This window comes from Aliikangiella maris (assembly GCF_040719265.1).
Classification (GTDB): domain Bacteria; phylum Pseudomonadota; class Gammaproteobacteria; order Enterobacterales; family Kangiellaceae; genus Aliikangiella; species Aliikangiella maris.
Genome location: NZ_JBFDAH010000004.1, coordinates 253,602 through 269,999 on the forward strand (window position 1 = coordinate 253,602; position 16,398 = coordinate 269,999).

At 36.9% G+C, this 16,398-nt stretch carries 13 protein-coding genes; 11 read left to right on the plus strand and 2 right to left on the minus strand.

What is annotated here, in order from left to right:
* Positions 1 to 24 precede the first annotated feature (24 nt).
* The 10 genes from ABVT42_RS05440 (at position 25) to ABVT42_RS05485 (ending at position 7,562) form a co-directional block, all read left to right on the plus strand.
* Entirely contained in the window at positions 25 to 303 is a 279-nt protein-coding gene (locus ABVT42_RS05440) for a hypothetical protein (RefSeq protein WP_353873756.1), read from the plus strand.
* A 60-nt stretch (positions 304 to 363) separates the two neighbouring features.
* Positions 364 to 810: a phage protein GemA/Gp16 family protein gene (locus tag ABVT42_RS05445; protein WP_353873755.1), complete on the plus strand. Its 447-nt coding sequence runs from the start codon at positions 364 to 366 to the stop codon at positions 808 to 810.
* 19 nt (positions 811 to 829) lie between these two features.
* A complete protein-coding gene (locus ABVT42_RS05450) occupies positions 830 to 1,111 on the plus strand; it encodes a hypothetical protein (RefSeq protein ID WP_353873754.1) in 282 nt (93 codons plus the stop codon).
* Positions 1,112 to 1,206: 95 nt separating this feature from the next.
* Positions 1,207 to 1,932 carry a hypothetical protein gene (locus ABVT42_RS05455; protein WP_353873753.1) on the plus strand — a complete coding sequence of 242 codons (726 nt, stop codon included), beginning with the start codon at positions 1,207 to 1,209 and terminating at the stop codon, positions 1,930 to 1,932.
* 4 nt (positions 1,933 to 1,936) lie between these two features.
* Positions 1,937 to 2,428 carry a hypothetical protein gene (locus ABVT42_RS05460; RefSeq protein ID WP_353873752.1) on the plus strand — a complete coding sequence of 164 codons (492 nt, stop codon included), beginning with the start codon at positions 1,937 to 1,939 and terminating at the stop codon, positions 2,426 to 2,428.
* Between the two features lie 285 nt (positions 2,429 to 2,713).
* Positions 2,714 to 4,405 (plus strand): two-component system response regulator, encoded by a 1,692-nt coding sequence (locus ABVT42_RS05465; RefSeq protein ID WP_353873750.1) that lies wholly within the window; start codon positions 2,714 to 2,716, stop codon positions 4,403 to 4,405.
* A 33-nt stretch (positions 4,406 to 4,438) separates the two neighbouring features.
* Positions 4,439 to 6,547, plus strand: a complete 2,109-nt coding sequence (locus tag ABVT42_RS05470; RefSeq protein ID WP_353873749.1) for a CHASE domain-containing protein — start codon at positions 4,439 to 4,441, stop codon at positions 6,545 to 6,547.
* Positions 6,544 to 6,972: a response regulator gene (locus ABVT42_RS05475; protein ID WP_353873748.1), complete on the plus strand. Its 429-nt coding sequence runs from the start codon at positions 6,544 to 6,546 to the stop codon at positions 6,970 to 6,972. The genes ABVT42_RS05470 and ABVT42_RS05475 overlap by 4 nt, the downstream gene beginning before the upstream one ends.
* Before the next feature lie 120 nt (positions 6,973 to 7,092).
* Positions 7,093 to 7,308: a hypothetical protein gene (locus ABVT42_RS05480; protein ID WP_353873747.1), complete on the plus strand. Its 216-nt coding sequence runs from the start codon at positions 7,093 to 7,095 to the stop codon at positions 7,306 to 7,308.
* A 50-nt stretch (positions 7,309 to 7,358) separates the two neighbouring features.
* Positions 7,359 to 7,562, plus strand: coding sequence for a hypothetical protein (locus tag ABVT42_RS05485; RefSeq protein ID WP_353873746.1), 204 nt, complete (start codon positions 7,359 to 7,361; stop codon positions 7,560 to 7,562).
* Positions 7,563 to 7,926: 364 nt separating this feature from the next.
* Here ABVT42_RS05485 and ABVT42_RS05490 read toward each other — a convergent pair whose 3' ends face one another.
* Positions 7,927 to 10,404: an EAL domain-containing protein gene (locus ABVT42_RS05490; RefSeq protein ID WP_353873745.1), complete on the minus strand. Its 2,478-nt coding sequence runs from the start codon at positions 10,402 to 10,404 to the stop codon at positions 7,927 to 7,929.
* A 278-nt stretch (positions 10,405 to 10,682) separates the two neighbouring features.
* Between ABVT42_RS05490 and ABVT42_RS05495 the strand changes: the two genes are divergently transcribed.
* The gene (locus ABVT42_RS05495; protein ID WP_353873744.1) at positions 10,683 to 15,416 is read left to right on the plus strand and encodes a PAS domain S-box protein; all 4,734 of its coding nucleotides are present in this window, start codon (positions 10,683 to 10,685) and stop codon (positions 15,414 to 15,416) included.
* 41 nt (positions 15,417 to 15,457) lie between these two features.
* On the opposite strand, the gene ttcA is transcribed toward ABVT42_RS05495, so the two are convergent.
* Complete coding sequence (gene ttcA, locus ABVT42_RS05500; RefSeq protein ID WP_353873743.1) at positions 15,458 to 16,381, minus strand: tRNA 2-thiocytidine(32) synthetase TtcA; 924 nt, start codon at positions 16,379 to 16,381, stop codon at positions 15,458 to 15,460.
* Between the last annotated feature and the right edge of the window lie 17 nt (positions 16,382 to 16,398).

Here is a 16,398-nt window from a genome sequence, read left to right on the forward strand (position 1 = left end):
CTTTAAAACAACAAGGAAATTAAAGTGGCTTTAAAAAAGAGAACGATTAAGTTAACTGCGATTGGAGATCCACCAAGTGTCAAGTGTAGTCTTTGTAGCGTTGAGCATAAACCTGTGGTACTAAATTTAACGCCTACAGAGTTTTTACGTGCGGTTCATCATATGGGGTGGAGAGAAGTAGAAACTTGTGATGTGTTATTTGAAATGTTGTGTGGTGATTGTATTTCTGAACTCGAAGATAAAAACAATAGTTGCTCAAAAGGTGTTATCCATTTTCGAAATAAAAAACGAACATTCAATTAGCCTGTAGTAATATTTGGAGGGCAGGGGATGCCCTCTCTTTTTTATACAGAGGTCAATAGCGTGTATTTATCTAAACATTATTACATCAAAATGATAGATGTCGGTAAAGCGAGTTTGAATTTAGACTCCTTTGCTTACACCCGTTTGTTACATTCATTAACTGGAAAAATTTATTGTGAAGAGATGAATATTTCAGAGCTAATGCAGGTGCTCAATAAGATGCAATGGCTTGGCTTTGAGCCAAAGAAAAAAAGTATCAAAAGTGAATTAAACCAAGTTTCTATTTATCAATTAGATAGGTTGCGTCAACTTTGGTTTTTAATGTCACTTGAGGGTTATATCAGTGATGGCTCTGATAAAGGGTTATATCAATGGTCAACACAAAGAATTAAGGCTTATGACCAAAATATTCAAATTTGTCGGCTTGAGTGGTTTCCTGAGTGGATGCTCAATGGGTTGTTAGAAGAATTAGAAAATTGGCATAAAGGTTATCAAGATATTATTTAAAATAACAGGAGGAACATGAATGAACTATGAAAAGAAAATGGAGATATTGCTTAATAAAAAATCTCAGTCATTAGATTTTTTGGTTTTTGCAAAAAAGATTGATAAGCGTATTGCTGATTTGGAGCTGTGGATCCGATGCTTAAAATTAAAAATTACCGAAGATGATTTATTTAAAGCGATTGAAGATGGTAAGCCTAGAGAAACTATGATTGCTTTAGATATTGATGATGAGCAGTATTTTACACTCAAGAGAATTGCGATAAAGCGGCGGATTGACAATGAGAATAACAGCTCTTTTTGAGATTTTTTCATCTAATGGAAAGTGGTTTATGAGACTATGGTAATGTTGATGAATAGATATTATTTTTTTCATCATTTTAATAAGGATGAATTTTAATGAACTCAACTATTGCACGTAATAATATGCTTGTTCGATTTAACGATAGAAGTATGAAAGTTGGGAGTACCTATGTAAAGAATAATCCGGGTGACTATAGTAAATACACAATAACGGATTGTGTTACATTTGTATTAAATGTACTCCGAGACACATATATTCAAATGGGAAGAACTGATGTTGCAAGTAATCTAGCATCTAAAGGTTTAGCAAAGAGGGGAAATAATAAAAAACCATTATTCTACGGTGATATGCTGGCTAAGTACTTAGTTAATCAGCTATCTTGGAAGGCAATATACCTAACGCCCGATCGGTTTCACCCTAATGACGGAAGTAAAGAGCATACCTTTGCTACAGCGAAGGCTATAGAAAATTGCGCATATGTTGGTGTTCCTCTTTCATACTTAGTCCTTGACTATAACCCTACTCCCAAGAAACACCCGAAATTTCAAGCCTTATATGATTACAAAGGCCCTAGAAAGTTAAATGTTATAGGTTTAGCGGAGTTAAAAAAAATTAAATTTGCTTACGGTCTTAGTAGACAGGGTGATCACACTTGGTTATATTCAAATGGCTATGTTTATGAAGCTCATTGGAACGCGATTGGTAGTAATGTATATAGTAAACACCCAATAAGTAAGTTTATTTGGAATTCAAATATGTTAATTGTACCTCCAGATTCAATAGCCTCTCTAACACTTAAAAATTTGACTGAATGTAAATAACAAAATGAATAATTTAACAAAATATTTTTTATATTGTACATTTATTATCTTATTGGGTGCTTGTACTTCTACTGCTAATAAAAACGCAAAAGAACAATCATTATCATCCAAAAATTATATTGTACTTAATTACTCTGATTTTGGACCTTCTGAGAATGATTCACCGCTAGGCGTTAGGTATTGGCAATGGCCCGATCCACAAAATCACCAGCCTGTCAGTTATGATATTAAGGTTGTTGTATATAGAGACTTACCATTAGAGCAAGTTGAAAAACTTTTTCCTGTTATAAAGGAAAAACGCCAAGACTATCGTTATATTACCCATCAAGAGGCTAGAAAATATCTTAATAGTCGATTAATTGAAATGACAGGTTATTTAAATAAACCTAGTAGAATTGTTGGAGATGATGAAAATAATGACTTTGTGTTTCATGAAATTATGGCTGATATTTTAGAAACGCTAATAAAAATTGAACGCCAAATTGGAAAAGGATAGTTGTTTTGTTATTAGTTATCTTTGGACAAAAGTAATGGGGGCACAGTAACACGAACATTTCCATACATTGCATAATAATGTTCTATACTTAGGTTTTGAATAATAAACAGTTTTTTGGCGTAAATGTGCTTACATTAATAACTTGCTTAATCTTGTTTTGAGTTGTTTTTGGGTGGAGTGCTACCAATCTAAACATCTAGATCAGATTCGTAGCAATATTCTAAGTAAACTTTATAACAAAACACTGAGTTAAACAGACTTTACTAAAGGGTTGTTTATAAAATTATGAATGTATTGGTTGTAGATGATGACAAACTGGACAGAATGCAGATAAAAAGGACGCTTTCCAGCAGTAACTTAGAAGTAAACATCACGGAAGCATTAACTGTCGATGAGGGACTGGCTGCATATTCAGAGGGAAACTTTGATGTGGTTCTATTAGATTATCGGATGCCACAAAGAGATGGTATCGAGATGATTGTCGAAATTCGAAACGAACCCAAAGAATCCAGCACCGCAATCGTTATGATGAGTTCTTCGGAAGATGAAGAGCTAGCGATAAACTGTATCAAAGCGGGAGCTCAAGACTTTTTGATCAAATCTGAAATCACTGAATCTCGACTTCGAAGAGCGATCCAACATGCCACTACTCGATTTGAGCTTGAGCAGCAATTATTTAAAACCTATCAAAAAGTTAAAGCGTTAGCTGAAACGGATACCCTGACTAATCTTCCTAATCGTTATTACTTCGATGAAACATTAAAACAAGCGATAGCAAATAATCAACGTAACAACCATAAGTTAGCGTTACTTTTAATCGACCTCGACAACTTTAAATTGGTTAACGACTCCTTTGGGCATGACGTCGGAGATCTTCTGCTTAAAAAAATCGTATCTCGAATTAAAGGGTGTTTAAGAGGAAGCGAGTTGTTTGCCCGATTGGGCGGTGACGAATTTGCCATTACGCTTAGTAGTTTGGAATATGCCGAACACGCAAATCTAGTGGCCAGAAGAATCATTACTCTGATGCAAAAACCAGTGGAAATTGTTTCTACCCCAATCAATGCAACATGTAGTATCGGGATCTCCCTGCATCCCGACAATGGCGTTACCAGTGAAGAGCTCTTTAAGTGCGCCGATATTGCTATGTATAAAGCGAAGAAACTTGGTCGGAATCAGGTTTGTTTCTTCGAAACTGAAATGCAGTATAAATTCCAAAATCGATTAAGAATTGAGTCGGAGTTGAGAACGGCAATAACGAATAACGAGCTCGAAGTTTATTACCAGCCAATAGTAAGACCTAAAAATGGAGAGTTAAAGGGATTCGAAGCCCTTATTCGCTGGAATATTGATGGAAAGATTAGAGCGCCAGATCAATTTATTCAGATTGCGGAAGAGTCCAACCAAATTAGTGATATAGGAGTTTGGATCATGGAAAGTGTCATTCACCAGTTAAGCCTATGGAACACAAACAGAGAAAAGCCGCTAAGAGCGGCGATAAATATTTCCTCATCGCAGCTTTATGACTTTGAGTTGGTCGATAAATTAAAGGAATTTGGCTCGCGTTATTCAGTTGATTTAAGTTTAATTGACATTGAGTTAACTGAAACGGTTCTTCTTGAAAATACCAAAGTTGTTAAAGAAGTAATTATAAAACTTACAGAACTAGGGTGTCGCATATCACTTGATGATTTTGGTACTGGTTTTTCGTCACTATCGCATCTTCGTCATTACCCTATCTCAACATTAAAAATTGATAGAAGTTTGATGCCAAAATCAATTGAAGACACAAAGAACAAAAACATCGTTGAAGGTGTCACATCTATGGCAAAAATACTTAAACTAGAGATTGTTGCAGAAGGTGTTGAAGAAGAGTCAAACATGCAACTTTGCGAAGAGCTAGGTATCGATTTTGTGCAAGGATATTTTATCTCGAAACCAATTCCTTCCTCAGAAGCAGAAAAGCTTTTCCTGTAATCTCCTTCATTAGCATTTAAATGGACCACAAAAATGACTGAAACTAAAGAAAACTTAAAAGGGTTGCATTGGTATCACTGGGTAATCGTTTTTAGCTCACTCGTTCTTACATTCATTGCTTGGTATATCTCACATTCGCAAGTTCAGGAAAAAGTTAAATTACAATTTGAATTTCAATCAGAGCAACTTCTAGCGCTTATTTCTGAACGAATGTCGAGATATGAAGACGCTCTTAGGGCCGGTGCCGCCGCGTATCACTCACAATCTCAAGGTATAGACGTAATCGAATGGAGGCGTTTTGCTAACATACTGCAACTAGAAACTACTTATCCTGGAATTAATGGAATTGGCATAATCTACTATGTACCGCCAAACAAACTCGATGCTTTCCTAAAAAACGAGCGAAGGCTTCGGCCAGACTTTAAGATAAAACCCAATCACGAGAATAACGAATTTTGGCCAATAACTTATGTAGAACCTGTCGAAATCAATAAGCAAGCCGTCGGCCTTGATATGGCATTTGAAACTAACCGATGGACAGCAGCTAAGCTTGCGCGTGATACCGGAGAAACCCAAATAACCGCGCCAATAATACTTGTCCAAGATTCACAGAAAACACCAGGCTTTTTGCAATATGTGCCAATTTATCGGGGTGATCCTGCCAGTTCTCTTGAAGAAAGAAGGAGTAATTTTGTTGGCCACGTATATGCGCCATTCATTATGTACAAATTAATTGCAGGCACTCTGGAGCAAAAGAACAGGCGGTTACTTTTTAGTGTCTTTGATGAAAATGTAGAGCTCTATAACGAACTTAAAGCTAACGTTAATGGCTTCGAAGAAAAGCCACAGTTCTCAAAAGTAGTCTCTTTAAGCATGTACGGTAGACCTTGGACATTTACTATCCAAACCGCGGCGTCATTTAGGAAAGAGACATCGACCAATCAACCTGTAGTAATTTTGATAGCCGGACTATCTATTGACTCAATGCTATTGGCGTTCTTTATTATGCTCTCAAAATCTCATAAACGCGCGTTAAACTTAGCCAATTTAATGACTGAAAAACATGCAATAAGTGAAGAGTTCTATAAGAATGTTATCGACTCTGCGCCTTGCGGTATTGCTATTGTTGATCAATTCGGCCAACTCACAGAAGTGAACCAACAAATGTCTGAGTTGTTTGGGTATAGCGAGGAAGAGCTGACTGAGATGAATGTAGATATGCTTGTTCCGCAAGAATTTAGAAATTCTCATGGAAAATATCGAACAGAATTTATGAAAAAACCAAAAGACAAACAAATGGGACATGGTAAAGAGATATTTTGCTTAAAAAAAGATGGTTCAACATTTCCTGCTGAAATTGGCCTTGCCAATTTTAAAATTCAAGACAGAACCAAAATTATCGCAACAATAACCAATATCTCTGCGTATATCGTGATAACAAATGAATTAAGGCGTAGTAATAAAGATTTAGATGACTTCGCATATGTTGCATCTCATGATCTTAAAGCACCATTAAGAGGAATAATTCAGTTGTCGTCTTGGATAGAAGAGGATATTCAAGAAAGCGCGAGCGAAGATACTAAAGAAAATTTATCGCTTCTGAAAAGTAGAACAAAGCGATTAGAAAAGTTATTGGATGATTTACTTATTTATTCGAGAATCGGTAGAAAACAAGGTGAAATTTGTTCCGTCGATCTAAACCTATTGCTCGACCAAATTTTTGAACTCATGAACCCAGAAGGTGAAATCAAGCTCGCTATTAACTCTACGTTACCAACTTTGACTACGCTAGTCACGCCCCTTGAAACCATTTTTAGAAACCTAATTGGAAATGCGATTAAGCATAACGATAAAGAGGATAGCGTAATTACAGTGGACTATAAAGAATTGCCAGATAAATACGCATTTGAAGTCTCAGATAATGGCCCTGGCATTTCTCCCAAACATCATGCTCAGATCTTTGAATTGTTTAAGACATTAAAACCTCGTGACGAAGTTGAAGGCAGCGGTATGGGACTGAGCATTGTCAAGAAAACTCTCGAATCCCTTAATCAAATGATTGAATTAAAATCTGATATAGGAAAGGGAACAACATTTATTTTTACTTGGCCTAAAGATATCAAGCCTAAGGATGACCTATGAATACGCAAAACTATCAAACCGCGAGTATTTTACTTGTAGAAGATGATGATGTTGATGCCAAAGGCATCGAGAGAGCTTTACGAAAACTCAAGATAGCAAATCCATTAATCCGGGCGCGGGACGGGATAGAAGCACTCGAACTCTTAGAGGATAAGGTAGTAGAAAAGCCCTATATAATTTTGCTAGACCTAAATATGCCCAGAATGAATGGCATTGAATTTTTAGAGTATGTCAGAAAACGCTCGTCTTTATCCACTAGTGTTATTTTTGTACTGACCACCAGCAAATCTGATGAAGATAAATATTTAGCATATAAGCAACATATTGCTGGCTATATTGTAAAAGAAAATCTAGACACTGGTTTTGATGCGCTCACCCAGCTGCTAGATCACTATTGGCGAATTGTTGAACTACCTCTCAAGTAACCTTGCTCGGAACAGTTAGAACATGATAAAAAAGACGTTTTATTTGCAAAACAACCCATTTTTGATGTTAATGCTTTGTATGGCTATGAAATTCTTTATCGCAATAGTGACCAGAATGTTGTGGATATTGTCGATGGAGACAATGCAACTTTAGAGCTACTTTCTAACTATTGTTGTGGAATTGTAAACGGTGTGAACCAGCCTTATGTAAAGATATTTGTTAATCTAACAAGAGCTCTCATTATGTCTGATATATTTATCCCCTTACAACCAGATAGAATTGTCATTGAGATCCTTGAAGATATTGATGTTGATCCAGAGCTACTAACTTTGTAGTCGGCCTCTTTTCTGGGATAGATCTTGTACTTCGAGCAGACAAGCATTGGTTGCTAGAACAGATCGGGCTTTCTAAAGAGATTAATGATGCAATCTTAAATCACTCTGGTCCAATGGGAAATATTCTAGATATTGCGGAAAAAATAGAATTTGGAACACTTGATATAAAAGAGGTTTATCAACAAGTGAAGCTTAATGATCATCAAGTAGAGGCATCAAGTTGGGTTGGAGAAATATTAAAAACAACTAAATAAGTGCTTAAGCTAATACGCAAGCAGCTTAATGGATTTGTTAGTAATAGCATCGCCACTTTAACTAAAATAATTTGAATCAAGCGGATTACTAAAAATCTGATGATAGGAAAATATTTTCCTAACTTCTATAACTAAGAAAATCGTTTCCAGCTAGCTCACTCTTAATAACAAAACTATTTCTTAGTTTGGTCTTTCAGTACGAATGATTGGTTCGCCTTTTTAACTTGTTGAAAAGACGCTAATAGCATTCAAATAATTTAGCTAGGCGTGGTTGACCGGACGCACACGATTTATCTTTTGTTTTAAGCAAAAGTCAACGTTAAATTACTTTATGAAATTCTCAATTTATCAATAAAGTTTTTAATTAATTTTTTGCAGGCGCAACGGCAGAAAATTCTTGTAGTAGTTTATCAATTTCTTTGGCAATTACCGGCTTGCTGTAATAGTAACCCTGCATGACATTGCACCCCAAATTAAGTAAAAAGTCTGAGTGTTCTTTGGTTTCTACACCCTCTGCTACCAGTTTAAGATCGAGACCTTTGGCCATTTGAATAATGGCAAAAATAATCGCCTGGTCCTTTTTATTTTCTAGAGTATTTTTAACAAAACTTTGGTCGATCTTTAATACATCGAAGGTAAAGTCTTTGATATACGCCAAGCTGGAATAACCTGTACCAAAATCATCCAACGCAACTTTAACGCCAAATTCTTGTAGTTTTAAAATTAACTTTCGAGCTTTTTCAGTGTCTTTGGCCAATACACTTTCGGTAATTTCCAGCTCGATTAAATGTGGTGATATTTTACTTTGTTCAATAATTTGGGTAACTGTATTAAAAAAGTCCTTGTGTTCAAACTGTACTAATGAAATGTTGACAGCAACGCCAATACCATGACCACTGGTTTCCCATTGATAAGCTTGTTCACAGGCCTGTTTTAATATTAACTCACCAAGAGGAATAATTAATCCCGTTTCTTCTGCCAATGGAATAAACTGAATCGGGTTGATTATTTTGTTATCTTGATTACGCCAGCGTACCAGCGCTTCTACGCCTATAATTCGATTGTGAATAACATCGATTTTCGGCTGATAGTGGACTTCAAATCCATGATTTTCACCCTGGTTAGCTACCGCATTTTCAAGATGTTTTTTAATCAGTAAGCGTGCTTCAATTTCTTTTGAATAAAACTGATAACGGTTGCGTCCATTACGTTTGGCAGTAAACATGGCAGCATCGGCATGTCGATAAAGTTCATCTAAGTCTAGACTATCATCGGGAGAAACTGCTGCGCCCAAGCTAATGGTCAGCTGAAACTGATGATTTTTGATCTCCCATTTTCTCGTAAAAACCTTAAATAGTCTGCTGGTAAATTGGGTAATTTCTATGTTGTTTTCAATATCGGATAATAGAATTATAAATTCATCTCCGCCGCGCCGGCAAAGTGTATCTTCCTGGCGTAATTCTTGCGTGATAACTTCGGCAATTTTTCTGAGTAGCAGGTCACCGCCGTCGTGATCGACGAGATCATTAATATTTTTAAAATCATCAATGTCAAACATTAACAGCGCAACTTTATGACCAGTACGCTTACCTTTTTGTAAAGCTTGTAGTGCTCTGTCTCTGAGTAGCAGTCGATTAGGTAAATTTGTAATCACATCATGTTGCGCAAGATGGGTCATTTTTAATGCCATTGCACGCGCTTCACTCACATCATGAAACACGATGATAGCGCCTGTTACTTCGTTTAAGTGATTGATAATCGGTGCGGCAGAATCTTCCAGTGCAATTTGGTTATTTTTGCTGCGACCTAAAACACAATTGACATCCATCCCAATGATGCGTTTTTCTTCGAGGGCAACGCGAATCGGATTGCGCAATTCGTGGCCGTTCTCACTGTCGAATAGTGGCATGACGATTTCAATGGGTTGTCCTTGTGCATTATCAGAAGTCCAGCCAGTCATATCTTCTGCAATAGGATTTAAAAAGGTAATTAAACCTTCAGTATCAGTGGCTATTACCGCATCACCAATGGAGTTTAGTGTGATTCTAATTCTTTCTTTTTCGTCAACTAGCGATTGTTCCGCAATTTTTCGGCGGGTAATATCGGTAATTAACATTAAGAAACCTTCTTCGGGCGAACTGGCAATTCGAGGGACCATCGTTACTTGTCCATAAATGGTGTTAGCTTCGTGACCAGAGCAGGGAATGTCTATTGTTGAATGCTTGCCTCTGAGTACCAGATTAATCAGCGGGCGCAAACTGTGGTAAACACTATTAGGGACGATATGTTGTAAATCTTTGCCTTGCATCTCACTCGACTTTAAGCCAAACCACGCGCCATGCTGATCATTACAAAAAATATTCGTTTCTGATTTATCCCAATAGGCAATGAAAGCAGGTAGGGTATTTACCAATAGTGATAAGTCGTTAGCTGATTGTAAAATTGCTTTTTTCTGTGTTTGCAGCGTGAGTTGTGTTTTGACCCTTGCTCGAGTTACCGATAAGTTGATAGGCTTTTGAATAAAATCAACACCACCTGATTCTAGTGCTTTTACCTCATGGGTATTTTGTTGATGACTGGTTACAAAAATGACGGCAGTGTCAGCAAGTTCTGGTATTGATTTGATTCTGGCAACCACTTCATAACCATTCATACCAGGCATTTCAATATCGAGCAGAATAATATCAGGATGATATTCCTGCGCTTTTTGGATGGCAGACTGGCCCTCTGTCGCGAAGTAAATATTGCCTAAATCCTTCACGGCTTCATTAAGTATACGAATATTTGAAGGTAAATCATCGACGATCAGAATAACAGATTTCGCTGCCGGTTGATTTATCATTGGTCCACTCAACATTTCAATCAATAAACATCTTGAATTATTGTGAACATATAATAACTATAGCTGAATAGAGTTGGTTTCGAGTGTGCTTATAGGTTTTTATGTGTATTTTTTGTTCGTTATATCTCGCTTTATAATATAATGAGTGAATCTTGTTTGCTATCCCTACAGTCACTTTAAATATTGTCTAAACTTTTAAAATTCCTAAGAAAACAATTGCATTGTTAATTGAAACTATCTGTCAATGACAACAGCCAAAATGACGATATGGACAAAATATGAATGTCTCCGGACGCTATTATTATTGGGTTTTGGTGCTGCTTATTTTATTAAGTATTGGAATTTATACTTCATATAATGCCACCCTGAATAGTGCACTGCTTGAAGCGCAAAACTCTCTGACGTTTGAGACGCGCTTCCGCAGCCGCATTATTGAAGCAAAGCTGCGAGAACTTCGCAGTAATATCTTATTTTTACAGAGTGTTCCTCCAATTCAGGGAATTATACGAGCCAGCAATAATCAAGGGGTTGATCCGCTTGATGGTAGCACCGGGCAAATCTGGAAAAAGCGCTTACAAAGTATTTTTACCAGTTACTTAAAAGCCCATTCAGATGCTTACCAAGTTCGTTTTGTCGGCATTGCCAATGATGGTAAAGAGTTGGTACGAGTTGATAAGTTAGATACAGGTATTGTCATTACGCCGGAATCTCGTTTGCAAAAGAAGTCAAGTCGAGATTATTTTAAACAGATTGTTGAAAGTTATGTTCAAGGAATTTATTTTTCTGATATTACTTTAAATCGTGAATACGGCCAAATTCAAGTTCCCTATAATCCGACACTGCGTGTGGCTTTAAAAGTATTTGATGAACAAGGTGAAGCTTTTGGGTTTGTCATCATTAATTATAATGTGGAGAATCTATTTAAAATCGCTGCGACAAATATACCTAATGAAGCTTTGTTTTTTATTTTAAATGATAGTGATCACTATCTCTATCATCCTGATCCACAGAAATCCTTTGCTTTCGAATTAAACCTAGATCAAGTTAAAAGCTGGTCAGAAGATTTTAGCGTTATAACAACTAACCGTGAAGGTCTGTTAAATAACTATCAATACCAAACAGAAGAGTTTCTTGCATTTGTTGATGATATAACACTTACCTTGGGTAGCAATAGTATTCAAACTGTTGTTATGCTACCTCAACAACGAATATTAGCTAATGCAAAAAATGCCGCTATTTATGCTTCATTAATTGTATCGGGCAGTTTTATTTTATTGGCTGTCTTTTATTTAATTTATCGCCACACGATTAGTCAGCGAGAACTACTAAATCTTGAAAAGGCGCGTAATCACTCAATTGTTGATAGCAGTCAAGATGCAATCATTGGAGAATCGGTAGAAGGCCGTATTACTGACTGGAATACGGGGGCAGCTTTATTATTTGGTTTTGCCAAAGATGAAGTGCTCGATCAATTTACCCGTGATGTAATACAAGGCGACCATGAATATGAAGACAGTGTTGTCAGGCAGCAATTATTAACGGGTAGTCTGGTTAAACCATTTGAGACTGAGCGAGTAACTAAAAGAGGAGAGAAGTTAACCGTTTCAATTTCTGCATCGCCTATTAAAGATGACACGGGCAAAATTGTTGGTATTTCGAAAATAATTAGAGATATTAGTGAACAAAAGAAAATTCAGTCTGAAATTCAAGAGCTTAATCGATCGCTTGAAAAACAAGTTGAAGATAGAGCGGAAAAAATAACTGAATATTTGGCAATGCAGTCGGCAATTTTTGATAATACCGATCATGCCATGATTGTCACTGACAATCTTGGAATTGTGACTCACTTTAATCCAGCTGCTGAAAAAATGTTGGGTTATGAGGCCGAGCAAATAGTGGGCAAAGTCAATCCTACTTTATGGCATCAACAAAGCGAATTAATTAATCGAGCCAAGTCGCTTTCAAATGAGTTAGCAATGGTGGTAGAGCCAGATTTCGATGCGTGTGTGATTAAATCAAAACTCAAGTTAAAGAATGAATTTGAATGGAATTTTATAAATGCCAAAGATATGCCTGTACCGGTGTATCAGTCTGTTACCGCCTTAATGGATGATAATGAAAATATTACCGGCTATATTTTTCTGGCTAAGGATATTTCTGAAATTGTCGAAAATAGACTAGCTCTAGAAACGCTGAAAGACCAGTTAACCAAGGCTGCCGAAGTCGCTCAGCTTGGAATTTGGAGCTGGAATATAGAAACAAACACGCTAGTTTGGAACAAGCAGATGTTTGAAATTTACGGGTTGGATGAAAAAGAAATAGGTGATTCATTACGCTATGAGCATTGGTATAATGCACTAGTTGAAGAGCAAAAGGAAAAAATGGTGGCAGAGTTAAAACAGGCGGTTGAAAATGATACGCCTTTTGAACAAGTTTTTCGAATTCAAAAGCCGGACGGTAGCGTACGACATATTCAAGCTTCAGCAATTATTGAGCGTAATTTACAAGGTAAAGCGTTATTGGCAATTGGCGTCAATTGGGATATTACTGACCAGGTTAATTATGAAGAAAATCTGCAAGCATCAAAAAAAGCGGCTGATTTAGCCAGTAAAACCAAGTCCGAATTTGTAGCCAATATGAGTCATGAAATTCGTACGCCGATGAATGCAATAATTGGTTTATTACAATTATTACGCTCGACTGAACTTGATGCTAGACAAATGGATTTTGTGGTCAAATCAAATGCTGCTGCGCAATCATTATTGAGAATTTTAAATGATATTTTAGATTTTTCAAAAGTTGAAGCTGGCAAGCTTGAGTTGGACCCTCATCCTTTTTGTGTTAGTGATTTGATTGATAATGTTTGTTCAGTACTCACCTCAAATATAGGTGACAGCGAGATAGAGTTGATTATTAATCTTGATCCAAACTTTCCTGATTATATCACACTTGACTCACTGCGTTTACAACAGGTGATTATTAACCTGGCAAGTAATGCCATTAAATTTACTAAGGTGGGTTTTGTCGAAGTTAAGCTGTTTTATAAAAAAATTCGTAATACCCACTGGTTGTGCTGCGATGTAAGAGATACTGGAATTGGGATTGATAAAGAAAAAATAGAAAAGATATTTGAAGAATTTAGCCAAGCCGAAACCTCGACTGAAAGACAATATGGTGGCACAGGATTAGGTCTTGCCATATCGAGAAAGTTAATTAGTTTGATGGGGGGCGAAATATCGGTAGTGAGTGAGTTGAATAAAGGAAGTACTTTTTCTTTTAAAGTACCTTTTAAAGTTGCCAGCTTGAGCAATAACGCAAAAGTTGCAGAAGCACTCAAAACCTTAAATGTTTTGGTTGTTGATGATCGTGAGGAAGCACTTGAAGCCAATAGTCATGTTGTAGAAACACTTGGGTGGAGTGTCACAAAAGCAGGGGATGGTAGTAAAGCACTTGACTGCGTAAAGTTAAGTGCCACAACCAAGCCGTTTGATTTAATTTTAATGGATTGGGATATGCCGGTGCTAAATGGTTGGGATACCAGTCTTAAAATAAAAGATATTGAAGATGTTAATGCGCCCAATCGCATTTTGATCGTTACTGCTTATGGTAAAGATTTAGACTTGCCTGATTATCATAATGGCGCAAAAGTTATTGAAGGAATCATTGAAAAACCGATTACACCCTCGGTATTGTTGAACAGGGCTTCTGAAATATTCTCGCGTGATGGTTCGAATGATAGTGAAAAAATGCCAAAAGCGCCGGTTAAATCGACGATTAAGCGTTTAAATGGCATTAATATTTTATTGGTCGAAGATAACGCGACCAACCGATTGGTTGCGCGCGAGATTTTGAAAGATGAGGGTGCTAATATTTTTGAAGCTGAAGATGGCTACAAAGCGATATCAATATTGCGTCATCCCCCCATAGATTTTGACGTGGTATTGATGGATATTCAAATGCCGGGTATCGATGGCTATCAAACAACTAAGCGAATCCGTGACGAATTAAATTTAACTGAGCTACCCATTCTGGCAATGACTGCAAATGTATTACCTTCAGATAAATTGGCTGCAATTGAATCGGGAATGAACGCGCATATTTCGAAACCTTTTCATTTGGATGAGCTAGTTGGTAGTATTTGTCGTCAAACTTTTAATCGTCACGTGGTTAATGATGAATTAGATGAAGGCAACGGTGAAGGCAATAGTGAAGGCGAACATAAGCTCGAAGCTGATGATAAAAATATAAGTGAATTAACCGAAATACCTAATGATGATCATACGCTCAAACAATCCGAAAAAACCTTGAATAACGATAAGCTCAATGATGTACTGGTTGATGTGCATTCTGCTTTGGAAAGAATAGATAATAATAAAAAAGTATACTTGAGTGCGCTGGATATGTTTTTTGTTGACTCACCTGAACTGATTCAAAAGGTGACTGATAAGTGGCCAGCAGATCTTGAAGATGCGACAATCGCTGTTCATTCATTAAAAGGATTATCTGCCACATTAGGGGCTTATAAGTTATCGTCACATTGCTTTGAAATAGAGCAATTATTGAATATGAATAATAGTGAAGTGCAATACTCTGCTTCTACCAATCAACCGCAGCACAATGTGCAATCTGATGCTTCGGCTGTACCTTTAATGGGTCAAATGGTTCCTGATGAAAAACTTAAAGCAGATTATGTTGATAAAGTACAAAATATGAAACTGATTTATGCAGATTCACTGAGTATGTTGCATAAAGAGCGTCGACAGTTAGAGCAAAGGGAAGCGGAAGATGATACCATCCACATTGATCCGCAAGCTTTGCAAAAAGATATTCAGCATTTGTACGAACTGTTAAAAGCTTCCAATATGGAAGCGATTAATGTCTATCGGCGAATTAAGCATTGTCATAATGCAAATATTCGCCAGGTATTAGAAGATATTGAGCTAAAAGTCAGCGCTCTGGACTTTGAATTAGCGGCAAAAGAATTGGAGCCTTTGTTAGCGCGAGATAATTAAACTGGGATTGTGATCCTGTACTGTAATTAAACTCGGTAAAATTATTTTACTTCTTTGATCAAAATATCCGTATTGATTTCCAGTTTTTTTTGAACATTGAAGTTGGGCTCGTCAAACAAGGTATCGGCTTCGTGCTTAATTGTGGAGTTTTTATCCAGCTCTTTAAATGGAAATAAACTACTATCAAGTAAGTGAGATGGGGTGACATGGTTAATTGCTCTGAATATATTTTCAAGACGTCCCGGAAATTGGTTTCCCCAGGCTTGTAACATCTGTTTGATTTGTTTACGTTGCAGATTTTCTTGTGAACCACAGAGATTACAAGGAATGATTGGAAACTGCTTTAACTTAGAAAATTTGGCAATATCGGCTTCTTTACAATAAGCCAATGGTCGAATGACAACATTTCGGCCATCATCACTAAGTAGTTTTGGGGGCATGGATTTCATTTTGCCGCCAAAAAACATATTTAAAAATAATGTTTCGATAATATCATCGCGGTGATGCCCTAATGCTATTTTAGTAATGCCATTATTGTGTGCCCATGAATAAATAATACCTCTACGCAATCTGGAGCATAGTGAGCAGGTGGTTTTACCCTCAGGGATTTTTTCTTTAACAATGCTATAGGTATCTTCTTCGATAATATGAAAGGGAATATCGATGCCTGATAAATAAGTGGGCAAAACTTCTTCGGGAAATCCTGGTTGTTTTTGATCCAGATTGACTGCGATTAGCTCAAATTGAATTGGCGCACTTTGTTGCAAGTTACGCAATATCTCTAACATGGTGTAGCTGTCTTTACCACCAGATAAACAAACCATTATTTTATCGCCGTCTTCGATCATTTTGAAATCATCAATGGCTTTGCCGACATTACGGCGTAAACGTTTTTGCAGCTTGTTTAGTTCGATCTTTAGTTTTGGGTCGAGTTGCTCGTTGGCTAATGACTGGTCTGTATGCATGGCGGCTGGTTAAAGTT

What these genes read in the sequence shown, in the direction of transcription:
- ABVT42_RS05465 (WP_353873750.1), top strand. Translation starts at nt 2,714, where the DNA reads ATGAATGTATTGGTTGTAGATGATGACAAACTGGACAGAATGCAGATA.
- ABVT42_RS05475 (WP_353873748.1), top strand. Translation starts at nt 6,544, where the DNA reads ATGAATACGCAAAACTATCAAACCGCGAGTATTTTACTTGTAGAAGAT.
- ABVT42_RS05450 (WP_353873754.1), top strand. Translation starts at nt 830, where the DNA reads ATGAACTATGAAAAGAAAATGGAGATATTGCTTAATAAAAAATCTCAG.
- ABVT42_RS05490 (WP_353873745.1), bottom strand. Translation starts at nt 10,404, where the DNA reads ATGATAAATCAACCGGCAGCGAAATCTGTTATTCTGATCGTCGATGAT.
- ABVT42_RS05455 (WP_353873753.1), top strand. Translation starts at nt 1,207, where the DNA reads ATGAACTCAACTATTGCACGTAATAATATGCTTGTTCGATTTAACGAT.
- ABVT42_RS05495 (WP_353873744.1), top strand. Translation starts at nt 10,683, where the DNA reads ATGAATGTCTCCGGACGCTATTATTATTGGGTTTTGGTGCTGCTTATT.
- ABVT42_RS05470 (WP_353873749.1), top strand. Translation starts at nt 4,439, where the DNA reads ATGACTGAAACTAAAGAAAACTTAAAAGGGTTGCATTGGTATCACTGG.
- ABVT42_RS05460 (WP_353873752.1), top strand. Translation starts at nt 1,937, where the DNA reads ATGAATAATTTAACAAAATATTTTTTATATTGTACATTTATTATCTTA.
- ttcA (WP_353873743.1), bottom strand. Translation starts at nt 16,381, where the DNA reads ATGCATACAGACCAGTCATTAGCCAACGAGCAACTCGACCCAAAACTA.